Source organism: Rhizobium sp. SAFR-030 (genome assembly GCF_059415005.1).
Genome location: NZ_JBPFDO010000001.1, coordinates 809385 through 824889, shown reverse-complemented (window position 1 = coordinate 824889; position 15505 = coordinate 809385). Strand labels below are relative to the sequence as shown.

Here is a 15505-nt window from a genome sequence, read left to right as displayed (position 1 = left end):
ACCTCTCTTCACAGAGGTACTACGAGGCAGCGGCCATGACGACAGTCACATCGAAGGGGCAGGTCACGATCCCGAAAGCGGTCCGCGATCTGCTGGGAATCGTTCCGGGAAGCAAGGTTGAATTTCGGCGGACGGAGGATGGCTCTGTGGTGTTGACGAGGGCGGACGACAAGAAGCCGGCCGGCCGCTTTCAGCGGTTGCGCGGGCACGCGGGACAAGGCCTCGATACGGACGCCATCATGGCTTTGACCCGCGGTGACGTGTGACGTTTGTCGACACCAATGTCCTGCTTGACCTGGTGACGGACGATCCTGTCTGGGCTGATTGGTCGGTGAGGCAGCTCGAGGCAGCAAGCCTGGTCGGCCCATTGCTGATCAATGATGTCGTCTATGCCGAGCTTTCGGTTCGCTATGAGCGGATCGAGGACCTCGACGGATTCATCGAACAGGCGGAGCTGGTTCTTGCGCCAATCACTCGGGCGGCCTTGTTCCTGGCCGGGAAGGCCTTCAGTCGTTATCGGCACGTCGGCGGTTTACGCGGCGGTGTTTTGCCGGATTTCTTCATCGGTGCCCAGGCGGCCGTTCAAAAGCTGCCGTTGCTGACGCGGGATGTCGGACGGTATCGCACCTATTTCCCGATCGTCGAGTTGCTTTCGCCAACGTGAACCGAATTCCGGCCTGAAGTCACCCCGCAGCGCCGACGCCGACGACCGTCTTGCCCAGGGCCCTGAACACCGTCGAGACGATGCCGGCGCGGTCGAGGCCGGCCTTGGCATACATCACCTCGGGCTTCGCCTGGTCCATCCACACGTCCGGCAGCACCAGCGAGCGAACCTTCAGGCCTTCGTCGAGCAGCCCCTCGTTGGCGAGGAACTGCATCACATGGCTGCCGAAGCCGCCGACGGCCCCTTCCTCGATGGTGACGACGATCTCGTGATGGGCGGCAAGCTGGCGGATCAGGTCGTGGTCGAGCGGCTTTGCAAACCGCGCATCGGCAACCGTGGTCGACAGACCTGCCGCGTCGAGGTCTTCGGCCGCCAGCAGACATTCGGCCAGCCGCGTGCCGAACGACAGCAGCGCCACCTTGGCGCCCTGTTTGACGACGCGGCCCTTGCCGATCTGCAGGATCTCGCCGCGCTCCGGCATTTCGACGCCGACACCTTCGCCGCGCGGGTAGCGGAACGAAATCGGGCCGTCGTCATAGGCGGCCGCCGTGCGCACCATGTGCTTCAGCTCCGCCTCGTCGGCGGCGGCCATCACCACCATGCCCGGCAGCGTGGCGAGGAAGGTCGTGTCGAAGGAGCCCGCATGCGTCGGCCCGTCGGCGCCGACGAAACCGGCACGATCGATCGGGAAGCGCACCGGCAGGCCCTGGATTGCCACGTCGTGGACGACCTGGTCGTAGCCGCGCTGCAGGAAGGTCGAATAGAGGGCGCAGAACGGCTTGTAGCCTTCGGCTGCCAGACCCGCGGCGAACGTCACGGCGTGTTGCTCGGCAATGCCGACGTCGAAGGTGCGCGCCGGATAAAGCTCCTGCAGCTTGTCGAGCCCGGTGCCGGATGGCATGGCGGCGGTGACGCCGACGATCCTGTCGTCCAGCCGTGCCTCCTGCACCAGCGCATCGCCGAACACGCTCGTATAGCTCGGCGCATTGGGCTTGGCTTTCGCCTGGGCGCCGGTGATGACGTCGAACTTGTTGACGCCGTGATACTTGTCGGCAGCGGCTTCCGCCGGCGCATAGCCCTTGCCCTTCTGGGTGACCACATGGATCAGCACCGGGCCCTGCGCATTGTCGCGCACGTTGCGCAGCACGGGCAGCAGGTGTTCGAAGGAATGGCCGTCGATCGGGCCGATGTGATAGAAGCCCATCTCCTCGAACATCGTGCCGCCGGTCACGTAGCCGCGGGCGTGCTCGACGGCGCGGGTAATGGCGCGGTCGACATTCTTGCCGAGATAGGCGGTCAGCTTCTTGCCGATCTCGCGCATGCCCATGTAGGTGCGCCCGGAAGCGAGACGCGCCAGATAGGCGCTCATGGCACCCGTCGGCGGCGCAATCGACATGTCGTTGTCGTTGAGGATGACGATCAGCCGCGCGTCCAGCGCGCCGGCATTGTTCATCGCCTCATAGGCCATGCCGGCCGACATGGCGCCGTCGCCGATGACGGCAATGACGTTGCGCGGCGTCTTCGACAGGCCGGCGGCGACCGCCATGCCGAGGCCGGCCGAGATCGAGGTCGAGGAATGCGCCGCGCCGAACGGGTCGTATTCGCTTTCCGCACGCTTGGTGAAGCCGGACAGCCCGTCTTCGGCGCGCAGGGTGCGGATCCGGTCGCGGCGGCCGGTGAGGATCTTGTGCGGGTAGCACTGGTGCCCGACGTCGAAGATCAGCCGGTCGTCGGGCGTGTTGAACACCTTGTGGATGGCGATCGTCAGCTCCACCACGCCGAGCCCCGCGCCCAGGTGGCCACCGGTCTTGGACACCGCATCGATCATCTCGTCGCGCAGTTCGCGGGCCAGTTGAGGCAGTTCGCGGTCTTCGACATTGCGCAGGTCCGCCGGCAGGTTCACCTTGTCCAGCAACGGCGTCTTGGGGCTAGATGTCACGAATGATGGCCTTTTCTGCTCTTTCTGCGGAGCCTTTCCTTCCTCTGAAGATGAGAAAGAAAGCGGCTAATTCAAGTGTCACAAAGCGGCGCTTCTATAGGATTTCACCCGGCAGGCAAAGGCACGAACTCTTCTTCGTCCCCCGGAACGATGTCGAATCGGCCGGTTCGCCACTCCTGCTTGGCCTGCTCGATGCGTTCCTTTGACGACGAGACGAAGTTCCACCAGATGTAGCGCTTCGAATTGAGCGCCGCTCCGCCGAACAGCATCAGGTGACAGCCTTGCGGCCCTCCCTCCAGCGTGATCTCGTCGCCGGTTCGAAAGACCAGCAACTGGTCTGCGGCAAAGCGATCGCCCGCCACCACCACCGAACCGGCGAGAATGTAGATCGCCCGCTCCTCGTGGGCGGCGGAGAACGGAAAGCGCCGGCCGGCATCGAGGCTGAGATCGACATAGAGCGTATCGGTCAGCGTCGGGACCGGCGAGGACAGCCCGTCAAGCGCGCCGATCACCACCCGGCCGGAGACGCCGGCAAGCTCGATCGTCGGCATCTCGTCGCGGGCGGTATGGGCAAACGCCGGGTCGATCTCTTCCTTGTCGTCCGGCAGTGCCAGCCACGTCTGCAGCCCCGACATCGACAGAGGATGGCCGCGCAGGTTTTCCGGCGTTCGCTCCGAATGGACGATGCCGCGCCCGGCAGTCATCAGGTTGATGTCGCCCGGCCGGATCACCAGTTCGGTGCCGAGGCTGTCGCGATGCTTGATCTCGCCGTCGAACAGGTAGGTGACGGTCGACAGACCGATATGCGGATGCGGCTTGACGTCCAGCGCCTCGTCGGCGCGCAGCACGGCAGGCCCCATCCGGTCGAAGAAGATGAAGGGTCCGACAAGCCGCCGCTTGCGGCTGGGCAGCGCCCGGCGCACCGAAAATCCGCCGATGTCGCTGGAACGCGGGATGATCAGGTTCTCGATGGCATCACAGGCAAAGGCGTCACCGGCTTCGGGATCGGTTCCGGGAAAGAAGGACATGGGGCTCTCCGCGTCGGTTCGGGAAAGCGTAACCCGTCGTCTGCGGCGACGACAGGAAAAAACGCCGGCATCGCCCACATCGCCGCGGACTTTGACAATTCCGGCGCAAGTGAGTAGGGAGAGCGCAGATGCGCCGCGACGAATGCGGCCCCGCGCGAAAATGCGCCTGCAACTCCGCCAGATACTCCGAAAGACAAATACATGTCAGAACTGAATGACGCCGTCCCGGCGATTGCTAAGGCGTTGTCCAAACGCGGTTACGAAACCCTGACGCCGGTCCAGCGGTCGATGCTCGATCCGACGCTCGCGCATGCCGATGCGCTGGTTTCGGCCCAGACCGGATCCGGCAAGACGGTAGCCTTCGGCATCGCCATGGCCTCCTCGCTGCTCGAAGGGGCGGAAAAGTTCGACCCCGCCGGAGCGCCGCTGGCGCTGGTTATTGCGCCGACCCGCGAGCTTGCCATGCAGGTCAACCGCGAACTCGACTGGCTGTACGAACTGACCGGTGCCGTGATCGCCAGCTGCGTCGGCGGCATGGACATCCGCTCCGAGCGCCGGGCGCTGGAACGCGGCGCCCACATCGTCGTCGGCACGCCGGGCCGCATCTGCGACCACATCCGCCGCAACGCGCTCGACATGTCGCAGCTGCGCGTCGCCGTCCTCGACGAAGCCGACGAAATGCTCGATCTCGGCTTCCGCGAGGATCTCGAATTCATTCTCGAAGCAGCACCCGCCGAGCGCCGGACGCTGATGTTCTCGGCAACCGTCCCGACCGGCATCGCCAAGCTCGCCAAGCAGTTTCAGCGCAACGCCGTGCGGATCGCCAGCGCCGCGCAGGAAAAGCAGCACGCCGATATCGAATACCGGGCGCTGGTTGTCTCGCCGGCCGACCGCGAGAACGCCATTGTCAACGTGCTGCGCTTCTACGAGGCGAAGAACGCCATCGTCTTCTGCTCGACGCGCGCCGGCGTCAACCACCTGACCGCGCGCCTCAGCAACCGCAATTTCTCGGTCGTCGCGCTGTCGGGCGAACTGACGCAGAATGAGCGCACCCACGCGCTGCAGGCCATGCGTGACGGACGCGCCCGCGTTTGCATCGCAACCGACGTTGCTGCCCGCGGCATCGACCTGCCGGGCCTCGAACTCGTCATCCATGCCGACATCCCGACCAATTCCGAAACCCTTCTGCACCGCTCGGGCCGTACCGGCCGTGCCGGCAACAAGGGCATCAGCGCCCTGATCGTGCCGATCAACCAGCGCCGCAAGGCCGAACGCATCCTCGGTGGTGCCGACGTGACGCCCGCCTGGGCGCTGCCGCCGTCGGCCGAAGAGGTGATTTCCCGCGACCAGGAACGGCTGCTCGCCGATCCGGTATTCGAGGAAGCCCCGCGCGAGGAAGAGCAGGATCTGGTTGCCCGCCTGGTCGAAACCTACGGCGCCGAGAAGCTGGCTGCCGCCTTCGTCAACCTGCACCGCGCCAAGCATGCGGCACCGGAAGACCTGATCGAGGTTACCGTCCAGCCGGGCGCCGCCCGCAAGCCGCGTGAAGGCGATGCCGGTCGTCCGGCGTTCGAGAGCACGCCCCGCACGCCGCGCGGCGAGTTCGGCCCGTCCGTCTGGTTCTCGCTGTCCGTCGGCCGCAAGCAGAATGCCGAGCCGCGCTGGCTGATCCCGATGCTCTGCCGCAACGGCAATCTCACCAAGTCGGAAATCGGCGCGATCAAGATGCAGGCGGAGGAAACCTTCGTCGAGATCTCGCAGGCGCATGTCGACAGTTTCGTCGAGGCGATCGGCGCCAACAAGACGCTGGAGCGCGGTATCCGCGTGACGCGTCTCGACCGCATGCCGGACATGTCGCGCCAGGCGGAAGCCAAGCCCTACGTCAAGAAGTCCTATGAGGACCGTCCGCCGCGTGACGCCGCTCCCCGCGAAGGCGGGCGCGACGACTGGTCGAAGGGCAAGCCGAAGGCCAAGCCCGCTTATGCCGGCGAGACCAAGAGCTTCGACAAGCCCTACAAGGACAAGCCGTACAAGGAAAAATCCGCCGGCGACAAGCCTGCCGGCGATCGCCCCTTCAAGGACAAGCCGTTCAAGAAGGAAGGCAAGCCCTTCGCCAAGGACGGCGCCAAGCCGTTCGCCAAGGATGGCGGCAAACCGGCTGCTGCCAAGGATGGCAAGCCTTTCGCCAAGAAGGGCAAGCCGAAGAAGGCCAACGGCAAGCCTGACCGCTGGTCGTAAGCACGGCGGATCGTGAGCATCGGCTGGCCGCGAGCATCTGCGGCCAGCCCTTTCCGACACTGAATGGTCGGAGCCGTTACTCCTGGCTCTACGGCTGAGCCGGGAGCCGCGGCAGTTCGGCGATCATCGTTGCCTTGGCCCGCTGGCTGGGCGAATCGGACATCTTGCGCTCGTCCTGCTCCAGCCGCGCAAACACCACGCGCCTGCCGTCCTTCTCTCCCCAGCCGACGAACCAACCCCACGGATGTTCCTCGTCGAAGCTGTAATCGGCCTTGCGCGGATAGGCCATGCCGGTCTTGCCGTGGATGGTCCAGCCGTCCTCGGCGGTGGTCTTCTCGACGATCGCCATCGCCGCCTGCACCGCCTTCGGATCGGCTGAAAGAGTGCCGTTCACCAGTTTGCGCAGAAACGCCACTTGTTCGACTGGCGAGATCTTCAGCGACGAGGCGATCCAGGCCCGCTCGAGCCCGTTGTTCTTGCCGCGATCGCCGGAGAAATCCGCATTGCCGTACCCGAAGCTGCGGGCGTAACCCGTCAGCTTGGGTGCGCCGATCGTCTTGGTGATCTGCTGCGAATACCAGACGACCGAGTTCTTCAGCCAGGAGGTCGGGTCGACCGACTTCTTCCACGCCGCACCGCCCCAGTCCGGATAGCCCTTCTTGAACGGCAGCACGGGATGCGTCGCATCCTTCAGGAAGCCGGCGTCGTAGCCCATGACGGCCAGCGCGATCTTGAAGGTCGAGGCCGGCGTCACGCGCTCCTCGCATTGCCCCTCCTGCACGAGCACGCGGCCGCTTTCGGCATCCGCCACCAGCGTGCAGAGGGCGGCGGCGTGGGCACCGGGTGCGGCAAGGCCGCCGAGGAGGACGAGGGGGAGGATTGAACGCATGAGGCTACCTTTCGAAGGAACGATCGGCGGCATCTTGGCAGACTTGATGACCGAATGAGGGCGTCCGCCGCCCTTATCCCCCGGCGATCTCGCAGCGGCGGTCTGTCTCCTGGGCTCCGGCTATCGAACAGGGCCGGCCGACCCGTCTTCGGCGCAACGTCTCACCACCGTCTCGTCTCCGGAGGTGGCGCCGAGTTCGACGCAGCCGCCGGGATGGCAGAGCCGCCAGCCGGCGCCGGTCGCGCCCGAGGCCGCCAGCACCAGCCGGGGCAGGGGCTTTGCAGGCGGGTTCCACACCCACCAGCCGTCCCGAAGCACTGCACCGGCACCCGGCTCCATGCCGGCGCCGGATCCCTTCACCGCAGCCTCGCCCGGAACAAGCCCGTGCTCGGTGACGGCGTAGCTCTCGCGCCACTCCACCTTCTCGATCGAATGCGTCCAGGACAGCGTGAAGGTGGTGGCGGCGATCGCCACCGTCTTGCCGGCTGCAGCGATGCAGAGGCTCATGCCGTGCCGGCCGCCGGATCGAGGCGCTTCGGTCGGCGGGTTCGCAGGACATGATAGGCGACGAGCGCGATGCCGAGCGCAAAGCCCAGTTCGTCGGTCCACGGCAGGGCCATCACCAAGCTTGCGCCGGCTGCAAAGGCGACCAGCCGCTCGACGACGCTCATCCGGGCGCGCAGGTAGCCGACGACGGCCATGCCCCACAGCGCAATGCCGAAGCAGGCCTTGGTGAAGACGTAGGCGACCTCGACCGGATAGCCCCAGGTGGCGGCCATCGGCCCGGCATCCTGCAGCATCAGGGCCGGCGTATAGACGGCCATGAACGGCACGACGAAGCCGGCGGTGGCAAGTTTCGTCGCCTCGATGGAGATTTTCAGCCCGGAGGTTTTGGCCATCGGTGCGGCGGCGAAGCAGGCAAGCGCCACCGGCGGCGTCAGATCGGCCATGATGCCGAAGTAAAAGACGAACATGTGGCTGACGATCAGCGGCACACCGAGCTCCAGGAGGGCAGGGCCGGCCAACGACGAGGTGATGATGTAGTTCGGGATCGTCGGGATGCCCATGCCGAGGATGAGGCAGGTGATCATCGTCAGCACCAGCGACAGGAACAGGTGCGTCTCGCCGATGCGGATGATGGCGCCGATGAAGGTCGAGGCGATGCCGGTCAGTGTCAGCGTGCCGATGACGATGCCGACGATGGCGCAGGCGATGCCGACCGGCAGGGCGTTCTTGGCGCCTTCGGCCATGGCGTCGCGGCAGATGGCGAGCGTCTCGCGGCCGCCCCTGACGAAGAAGCAGGCGGCGATCATGGCCAGGATCAGGAGCACCAGGATGTTGACGCCGAACTTCAGGAAGGCGCTGGCGGCAAGCCCGATGGCGAGCCAGAAGACGATGCGGAAGGCAAGCGGGCCGATGCGCGCGGCAAGCGGCATGCCGAGCAGCAGCACCACGACGAGCGCCAGGCCCATCGTGCCGGCAAAGATCGGGGTATAGCCGGCAAACAGCAGGTAGACGAGCGCCGCGAGCGGCAGGATCAGCGGCCAGTGCTCTTTCACGGCCAGCCAGGGATTGGGCAGTTCCGCCTTGCTCAGACCCGCAAGTCCAGCCTTGCCGGCCTCGAGGTAGACCATCCAGAAGCAGACGCCGAAATAGAGGACGGCCGGGATCAGCGCTGCCTTGACGATGTCGGCATAGGGCACGTTCAGCGTTTCCGCCATGATGAAGGCGACGGCGCCCATCACAGGCGGCATGATCTGCCCGCCCATCGACGATGTCGCCTCCACCCCGCCGGCGAAGGCGGAGCGGAAGCCGAAGCGTTTCATCAGCGGAATGGTGAACTGGCCGCTCGCCACCACGTTTGCGACGCCCGAACCGGAGATGGTGCCCATCAGCGCCGACGACATCACGCAGACCTGCGCCGGTCCGCCCTTCCACGAGCCGACAAGCCCGAGCGCGAAATCGTTGAACAGGCCGAGCATGCCGCCGCGCTCTAGGAAGGCGGCGAAAACGACGAAGATGAAGATGTAGGCGGCGGAGACGTAGATCGGGGTGCCGTAGATGCCTTCGGTGCCGAAGCCGAAATGCTCGATGATCTGCTCGTAGTCATAGCCGCGGTGGACGAAGGGATCGGGGAAATACTGGCCGAAGAAGCAGTAGAGGAGGAAGATGCCGGAGATCACCGTCAGCGGCAGACCCATCAGCCGCCGCGCGCCCTCGAAGACGAGGAGAATGACGATCGTTCCGACCGCCAGATCGACATGCGTGAGGAAGCCTGAGCGCAGGATCAGCTCCTCGTAGAAGATCCAGTTGTAGAGGCCGGTGGCAAAACCTACGACGCCGAGCGACCAGAACCACAGTCGACCGGCCGTCGTCTTGGCGACCAGATTGCCGAGAAGCACGAAGCCGAGCAGCAGCAGAAAGCCGACATGCATGGCCCGCACGACCTGGCTCGCCAGCGTGCCGTAGGCGGCGGCCCAGAGCTGGAAGAGCGAGAAGGTGAAGGCGATCCAGAACGCCACCCGGCCCGCCAGCCCTTCGCCGAAGCCTGCCGGAAGCCCCTCGATGTGCTCTTCTGCCGTCTGTGCCTGCGCTTCGGCTTCCACCAGTGTCTGTGTCATGCGTTTCTCACATTGATCAGTCTTGTTGCCGAAAGCTGCCCTGCAGGTCGGAAGGCGAAGTGCTGCCAAGCGTTACCCGCGCTCGCAAGGAGCAGAGGCCCCTCACCCTAACCCTCTCCCCGCTTGCGGGGAGAGGGGACGCTGTTGCGATAGGCCGCCGACATCCAGCTCAACAGTTGGAGAATGGCAAAGGGCGCGGCATATCCCTTCTCCCCCGCGTGCGGGGAGAAGGTGGCGGCAGCCGGATGAGGGGCTTTGCCGACAACCGCCGGCGGCAAACAAGCCAGCCGCCCGCTTACTTGATCAGCCCGATTTCCTTGTAGTAGCGCTCGGCGCCCGGATGCAGCGGCACCGGCATTCCTTCCAGCGCCTTCTTCGGGTCGATCGCCTTGGCGGCGGCATGCGCGGCCGTCAGCTTCGGCAGGTTGTCGAACAGCAGCTTGGTCATCTGGTAGGCGACCTCGTCCGACACACCGGAATGGGTGATCAGCAGGTTGCCGACGGCTGCCGTCTCCACGTCGGCGGTCTGGCCGTCATAGGTGCCGGCAGGGATGATGACCGAGAGGTACGGCGCTCCAATCTTCGTCACCACATCCGCCGGGACGGAAACGACGTTGATCGGCACCGAGCTTGCCAGGTCGCGGATCGAGGCTACGCCGAGGCCGGCGGACTGCAGCGTCGCGTCCATCTGGCGGTTCTTCATCAGCTCGACGGATTCGGCGAACGGCAGGTACTCGGTCTTGCCGAGATCCTTGTAGGTCATGCCGGCGGCTTCCATGATCGCCCGCGCATTCAGTTCGGTGCCGGATTTCGGCGCTCCGACCGACAGGCTCTTGCCCTTCAGGTCAGCAAGCGAGACGATGCCGGAATCCTTGGCGGCAACGATCTGGATGTAGTTCGGATAGATGGCGGCGATGCCGCGCAGCTTGTCCAGCTTGCCGGGGAAACCGGCTTCCTTGTTGCCTTCCCAGGCCATCTTGACCGAGTCGCCGAGCGCAAAGCCGATCTCGCCGCGACCGGCCTGCAAGAGGTTGAGGTTCTCGACGGAAGCCTTCGTCGCCTGCACCTGGGTGCGCGCGCCTGAAATGTTCTGCCCGTAGATTTCCGACATCGCCACGCCGAGCGGGTAATAGACGCCGGACGTGCCGCCGGTCAGCACGTTGATGAAATCGGCGGCGCGCGTCGACGTGGCGGATGCCAGCGACGTCAGCGCCACGGCGCCTGCCATGATCGAACGAATGGCGGAATGCTTCATGATTGACCCTCCCAAGTCATTTCTCCCGGTCGCATCATGGCGCCTGGGGCGGGGTGGGTCAATTGTTCTATGCTTCGACTAAAGAACCATTGTCGGATTGGCTCCGGCAATCTTGCCGCAGCCGCTCCATGAAAGGGCCCGTCGTCGCCGACGTCACGCCATCTGCATGGCGCCCGGTCCGGCCACCGCGCCCGGCGGCACCTTGCCCATGATGATCATGCCGAGCACTTCGTCCTTGGTGACGTCCTGCGTGCGCGCATGGCCGACCATCTTGCCGTTCTTCATCACGAACACCCGGTCGGCGAGATCGAACACGTCGTGGATGTCGTGGCTGATCAGGAAGATGCCGATGCCCTCGCGTTTCAGCTGGGTGATCAGTTCGCCCACCTGCGCGGTCTCCTGAGGACCGAGGGCCGCCGTCGGCTCGTCCATGATCAGGATGCGCGCGTCAAACAGGATCGCCCGTGCAATCGCCACCGACTGCCGCTGGCCGCCCGACAGCGCCCGCACCGGCTCCTTGAAGCGCTGGAAGTTCGGGTTCAGGCGGCCCATCACCTCGCGTGCCTTGGCCTCCATCGCCACGTCGTCGAGCGTGCCCCAGGGGGTGCGCAGCTCGCGGCCGAGATAGAGGTTGGCGGCCGCATCGACGTTATCGGCGACGGCGAGCGTCTGGTAGATGGTCTCGATGCCGTGCTGTTTCGCATCGCGGGGATTGTTGATGTCGACCGGCTCGCCATTGATCAGGATCTCGCCGGAGCTGCGGCGATAGGCGCCGGAGAGGATCTTGATGAGCGTCGACTTGCCGGCGCCGTTGTGGCCGAGCAGCGCGACGACTTCGCCGGGGTAGAGATCAACGGAGGCGCTGTCCACTGCGTGGATGCCGCCGAAGGAGATGGAAATGCCGCGCATCTCCACGAGAGGTGTCTGTTGTTGCGTCATATCTCAACTCCTCCTAGCGGGCGCGGGCGCGGTAGACGGTGTCCAGCCAGACGGCCAGCACGAGGACCATGCCAATGACGATGCTCTGCAGCGGGGCATCCATGCCGAGCAGCACCATGCCCGAATTCAGGGACTGCATGACCACCGCGCCGAGAACCGCTCCGGCGATCGTGCCCATGCCGCCGGCAAGCGACGTGCCGCCGATCACGGCTGCGGCGATCGTATAGAGTTCGTCGAGCGTGCCCTGCGCATTGGTCGCGGCGTTCAGGCGCGCGGTGGAGATCGCCGCCGCGACGGCGCAGAGCGCCCCCATCAGCGCGAAGATGCGCACCGTCACCCAGCGGGTCTTGATGCCGGCAAGCACCGCGGCTTCCGGATTGCCGCCGATGGCGAAGACATAGCGGCCGAAGCGGGTGCGGTTGGCGATGAAGGCCATCACCACGGCGATGCCGAGCGCGATGAGCACGGGGTTGGCGATGCCGAGCGGAATGCTGAGCCCGCCCTCGGGCCAGGCGATGCCGTTGGCCTCGGCGTAGCGGCGGGCGAGGTTGACCGGCATGTAGTAGCTGTTCAGCACCTGCACGGAGGCCAGCACCACGCCACAACCGACGATACCGATGAAGTATTCCGCCCACATCGGCTTCAGCGGAAAGCCGAAGCGCTTGCGCTGGCGGCGCGAGTGGAGGATCGACAGGACGATGAACGCGCAGGCGATGATGCCGACGACCCAGCTGGCCGTCGCCCCGATCGAGCCATCGGCGCCGCCGCCCATCAGCCGGAACGTGGTGTCCATGGGCGCGACGGTGGCGCCGCTCGTGACCATCCACGCCGCGCCGCGCCAGACCAGCAGGCCGCCGAGTGTGACGATGAAGGAGGGCACGCCGAGGAAGGCGATGATCATGCCCTGGAAGGCACCGATGGCTGTCCCGAGAGCAAGGCCGACCACCAGCGTCAGCATCCAGGTCAGCGGGTGATCGAAGCCGAGCAGGCCGGGCAGGTACTTGGTCTGCGTGATCGCCATGATCATGCCGACGAAGCCGAGGATCGAACCGACCGAGAGGTCGATGTTGCGGGTGACGATGACCAGCACCATGCCCGTCGCCATCACCGAGACGGAGGCCGCCTGCACCGACAGGTTCCACAGGTTGCGGGACGTCAGGAACAGCCCGCCCGACAGGATGTGGAAGCCGATCCAGATGACCAGGAGGGCGAACACCATGCCGAGCAGGCGGGTGTCGAGTTCCGTTGAATGGAAGAAACGCTGCCAGAGAGTTCCGCGTGCCGGCCGCGCAGTACTGCTCGCCGGCGTGGCGATGGTGTGGTCCGCCATAGGTATTCAACTCCCCTTATTTTGTCTTGGCCACGTGCGGGCAAGGACGCCGCAAACGAATTTGCGGCGTCCAGCCGGTCAGAAACGGGTGGCCTTCCGGTCGCGGCTGCTTACTTGCAGGCAGCCACGGCGCCCGGCTTCACGCCCTGGCAAAGCTCGCCCTTGGAGATCCACTTGGCGTCGAGCACGACGTTCAGATTGTCCTTGGTGATGGCGAGAGGCGTCAGGAAGACGGAGTTCATCTCGATGCCCTTGGAGCCGCCCTTGAACTTCTGCGTGCCGGGAAGGTCGGTCATCTTGGTGCCCTTGGCGAGCGCCACGGCGACTTCGCCGGCCTTCTGGCCGAGCTGGCGGCTGTCCTTCCACACCGATACGGTCTGGGTGCCGAGCGCGACGCGGTTGAGGGCGGCCTTGTCGCCGTCCTGGCCGGAGACCGGCACCGAGCCTGCAAGTCCCTGGGCTTCCAGAGCCGCGACCACGCCGCCGGCCATGCCGTCGTTCGAGGAGACCACCGCGTCGACCTTGTTGTTGTTGGCGGTCAGGAACTGCTCCATGTTCTTCTGGGCAATTTCCGGCTTCCAGCCGTCGGTATAGGCCTCGCCGACGTTCTTGATCTTGCCGCTGTCCATGGCAGCCTTCAGTACTTCCATTTGGCCGGCGAAGACGAAGTCGGCATTCGGATCGGTGGAACCGCCCTTGATGAAGACGTAGTTGCCTTCCGGCTTGACCTTGAAGACTTCCTTGGCCTGAAGGCGGCCGACTTCCTTGTTGTCGAAGGTGATGTAGTAGGTCGAGGGGTTCTCGATCAGGCGGTCGTAGCCGATGACCGGAATGCCCTCGTTGGCGGCCTTCTCGATGGCCGGTCCGATGGCGCCGGAATCCTGCGCCAGCACGATGAGCGCATTGGCACCCTGCGAGATCAGGCTCTCGATGTCGGTCAGCTGCTTGGCGGCCGAGGTCTGCGCATCGGCGGAGATGTACTTGGCGCCGGCAGCTTCGAGTGCGCCCTTGATCGCCGCTTCGTCGGTCTTCCAGCGCTCTTCCTGGAAGTTCGACCAGGAGACGCCGACGACCATGTCGGCAGCAGAGGCGGGGACGTGCACGGATGTGATGACGGCCGCGCAGGCCATCAGCTTCATGATGGAATTCATTTCAAACCCTCCCGAGTGAAAGCGAGCCGGCGAACCTCCTCGTCCGCTGCGACCCGCCGGTAAAACCGTCGACCGAACCCCCGATCCGTGAGAAAAGATAGTTTTTCTCGACAGTCGAGAAAATATCTGTCAGATGCTGTTCCAGCTGTCAACACCATGCTTTTCAGCGCATCAGCCGCTTCGAGTTCACATGCCCACCGTCGCTTCCGTTCAACGCTCAGGCGAACCGCCCGGCCTTGCCGGCACAGGCAAACCGGGCACTGAACAGCTGCGGAGGCAGAAGCTGCTTGCGGTTCTGTCAGCGCTTCGCCGTGTCGGCCCGCAGTCCCATACCGATCTGTCGATCGTGACCGGCCTTGCCTCCGCGACGGTGACGGCGGTCACCGCCGATCTGGAGCGCGCTGGTGTCATCGAACGGCAGGAACAGACGATGTCGGGCGGTCGCGGCAGGCCGCGGGTGCTGTTTGCAAGGCGGCGCTCGTTCGCCTATGCGGCAACCGTGCAGATCTCCTCCGACGTGGTGCACTATGCGCTCGCCGATTACGACGGCACGCTGATCGACCGCTTCAGTGCCCGTCGCGATCTGTCCGGAACGCCGGTTGCCTTCCTGGCCGAACTGGCCGCCGCGCTGCAGCGCCTGCTGGAGCGTTCGCGTCTGAAGCCGCAGGATCTCGCGGCTCTGTCGCTCAGCAGCAAGGGCATCGTCGATGCGGATGGAGGGCGGCTCGTCTGGTCGCCGGTGTTCGGCGAGCGCGTGGTGGATTTTACGCTTCTTCTGCAGGATCTGCCCGGCGCCGAACTCTCCCTCAGCAACGAGACGCTGCTGGTCGCGCATGCGCAGGCAAGCCGAAGGCTGGCCGGCCGCCAGGCGCCTGATTTCTCCGGCCTCGTAACGCTGTCGCTCGGCCACAGCATCGGGCTTGGAATCGCGCGGCCGGATGGCAGGGGAGGGCTTGCGGTAACGGCGCCGAACTTTGGGCACATGCTGAATGCCGTCGACGACCGGCTCTGTCGCTGCGGTTCGCGCGGCTGCATCGAGGCGACTGCCGGCTTTTATGGCATCCTCCGGCTCGCCTTCCAGGTTCCGCTCGATACGATCCCGGCAAAGTTCGTGCCGCTGCCGGAGCTCGAAAAGATTGCCCAGTCGGCACGCCAGGGCGCGCGGATGGCGCAGTACGCCTTTCGCCAGGCGGGGCTGGCACTGGGCCAGGGCCTGTCGCGGGTTCTAAGCCTGCATGAGGACATGCCGATCTGCGTGACCGGCCCCGGCACGCGGTTCTACGACCTGCTGTCCGGTGGTATCGAGGAGGGTCTCCGCCAGTCGCTTCACGTCCGCCTCAACGGATTGCCGCAGATCGAGATCGACGCGGACGAGGCGACGCTGGTGTCGGACGGTCATATCGACCGGGCGCTGGCGGCGGTGGATCAGCGGGTGACGGCGCTTCGCTGAC

13 protein-coding genes are annotated in these 15505 nt (G+C 65.3%); 4 read left to right on the top strand and 9 right to left on the bottom strand.

The window, feature by feature from the left end; genetic code table 11:
- Positions 1-35 precede the first annotated feature (35 nt).
- Both ACR65N_RS04320 and ACR65N_RS04315 read left to right on the top strand, forming a co-directional pair.
- A complete protein-coding gene (locus ACR65N_RS04320; RefSeq protein ID WP_440455876.1) occupies positions 36-266 on the top strand; it encodes an AbrB/MazE/SpoVT family DNA-binding domain-containing protein in 231 nt (76 codons plus the stop codon).
- The gene (locus ACR65N_RS04315; protein ID WP_440455875.1) at positions 263-664 is read left to right on the top strand and encodes a type II toxin-antitoxin system VapC family toxin; all 402 of its coding nucleotides are present in this window, start codon (positions 263-265) and stop codon (positions 662-664) included. The genes ACR65N_RS04320 and ACR65N_RS04315 overlap by 4 nt, the downstream gene beginning before the upstream one ends.
- A 19-nt stretch (positions 665-683) precedes the next feature.
- Here ACR65N_RS04315 and dxs read toward each other — a convergent pair whose 3' ends face one another.
- Positions 684-2603 carry a 1-deoxy-D-xylulose-5-phosphate synthase gene (gene dxs, locus ACR65N_RS04310; RefSeq protein WP_440455874.1) on the bottom strand — a complete coding sequence of 640 codons (1920 nt, stop codon included), beginning with the start codon at positions 2601-2603 and terminating at the stop codon, positions 684-686.
- A 104-nt stretch (positions 2604-2707) separates the two neighbouring features.
- Positions 2708-3631 carry a pirin family protein gene (locus ACR65N_RS04305; RefSeq protein WP_440455873.1) on the bottom strand — a complete coding sequence of 308 codons (924 nt, stop codon included), beginning with the start codon at positions 3629-3631 and terminating at the stop codon, positions 2708-2710.
- A gap of 201 nt (positions 3632-3832) precedes the next feature.
- On the opposite strand from ACR65N_RS04305, the gene ACR65N_RS04300 reads away from it, so the two are divergent.
- The gene (locus ACR65N_RS04300; protein ID WP_440455872.1) at positions 3833-5869 is read left to right on the top strand and encodes a DEAD/DEAH box helicase; all 2037 of its coding nucleotides are present in this window, start codon (positions 3833-3835) and stop codon (positions 5867-5869) included.
- A gap of 88 nt (positions 5870-5957) precedes the next feature.
- Here ACR65N_RS04300 and blaOXA read toward each other — a convergent pair whose 3' ends face one another.
- From blaOXA to xylF, 7 genes are all read right to left on the bottom strand, one after another.
- Positions 5958-6758, bottom strand: a complete 801-nt coding sequence (blaOXA, locus tag ACR65N_RS04295; protein WP_440455871.1) for a class D beta-lactamase — start codon at positions 6756-6758, stop codon at positions 5958-5960.
- A 120-nt stretch (positions 6759-6878) separates the two neighbouring features.
- Positions 6879-7265, bottom strand: coding sequence for a DUF1850 domain-containing protein (locus ACR65N_RS04290; protein ID WP_440455870.1), 387 nt, complete (start codon positions 7263-7265; stop codon positions 6879-6881).
- Positions 7262-9379: a TRAP transporter permease gene (locus tag ACR65N_RS04285; protein ID WP_440455869.1), complete on the bottom strand. Its 2118-nt coding sequence runs from the start codon at positions 9377-9379 to the stop codon at positions 7262-7264. The genes ACR65N_RS04290 and ACR65N_RS04285 overlap by 4 nt, the downstream gene beginning before the upstream one ends.
- A gap of 295 nt (positions 9380-9674) precedes the next feature.
- Positions 9675-10634, bottom strand: a complete 960-nt coding sequence (locus ACR65N_RS04280; RefSeq protein ID WP_430305741.1) for a TAXI family TRAP transporter solute-binding subunit — start codon at positions 10632-10634, stop codon at positions 9675-9677.
- Positions 10635-10787: 153 nt separating this feature from the next.
- Positions 10788-11573 carry an ATP-binding cassette domain-containing protein gene (locus ACR65N_RS04275; protein WP_430305740.1) on the bottom strand — a complete coding sequence of 262 codons (786 nt, stop codon included), beginning with the start codon at positions 11571-11573 and terminating at the stop codon, positions 10788-10790.
- A 13-nt stretch (positions 11574-11586) separates the two neighbouring features.
- Positions 11587-12903 carry a sugar ABC transporter permease gene (locus tag ACR65N_RS04270; protein ID WP_440455868.1) on the bottom strand — a complete coding sequence of 439 codons (1317 nt, stop codon included), beginning with the start codon at positions 12901-12903 and terminating at the stop codon, positions 11587-11589.
- A 110-nt stretch (positions 12904-13013) separates the two neighbouring features.
- Positions 13014-14054 carry a D-xylose ABC transporter substrate-binding protein gene (gene xylF / locus ACR65N_RS04265; RefSeq protein WP_430305738.1) on the bottom strand — a complete coding sequence of 347 codons (1041 nt, stop codon included), beginning with the start codon at positions 14052-14054 and terminating at the stop codon, positions 13014-13016.
- 190 nt (positions 14055-14244) lie between these two features.
- Between xylF and ACR65N_RS04260 the strand changes: the two genes are divergently transcribed.
- On the top strand, positions 14245-15504 hold the full coding sequence (locus ACR65N_RS04260; RefSeq protein ID WP_440455867.1) for an ROK family protein: 1260 nt from the start codon (positions 14245-14247) through the stop codon (positions 15502-15504).
- Position 15505: the final 1 nt, after the last annotated feature.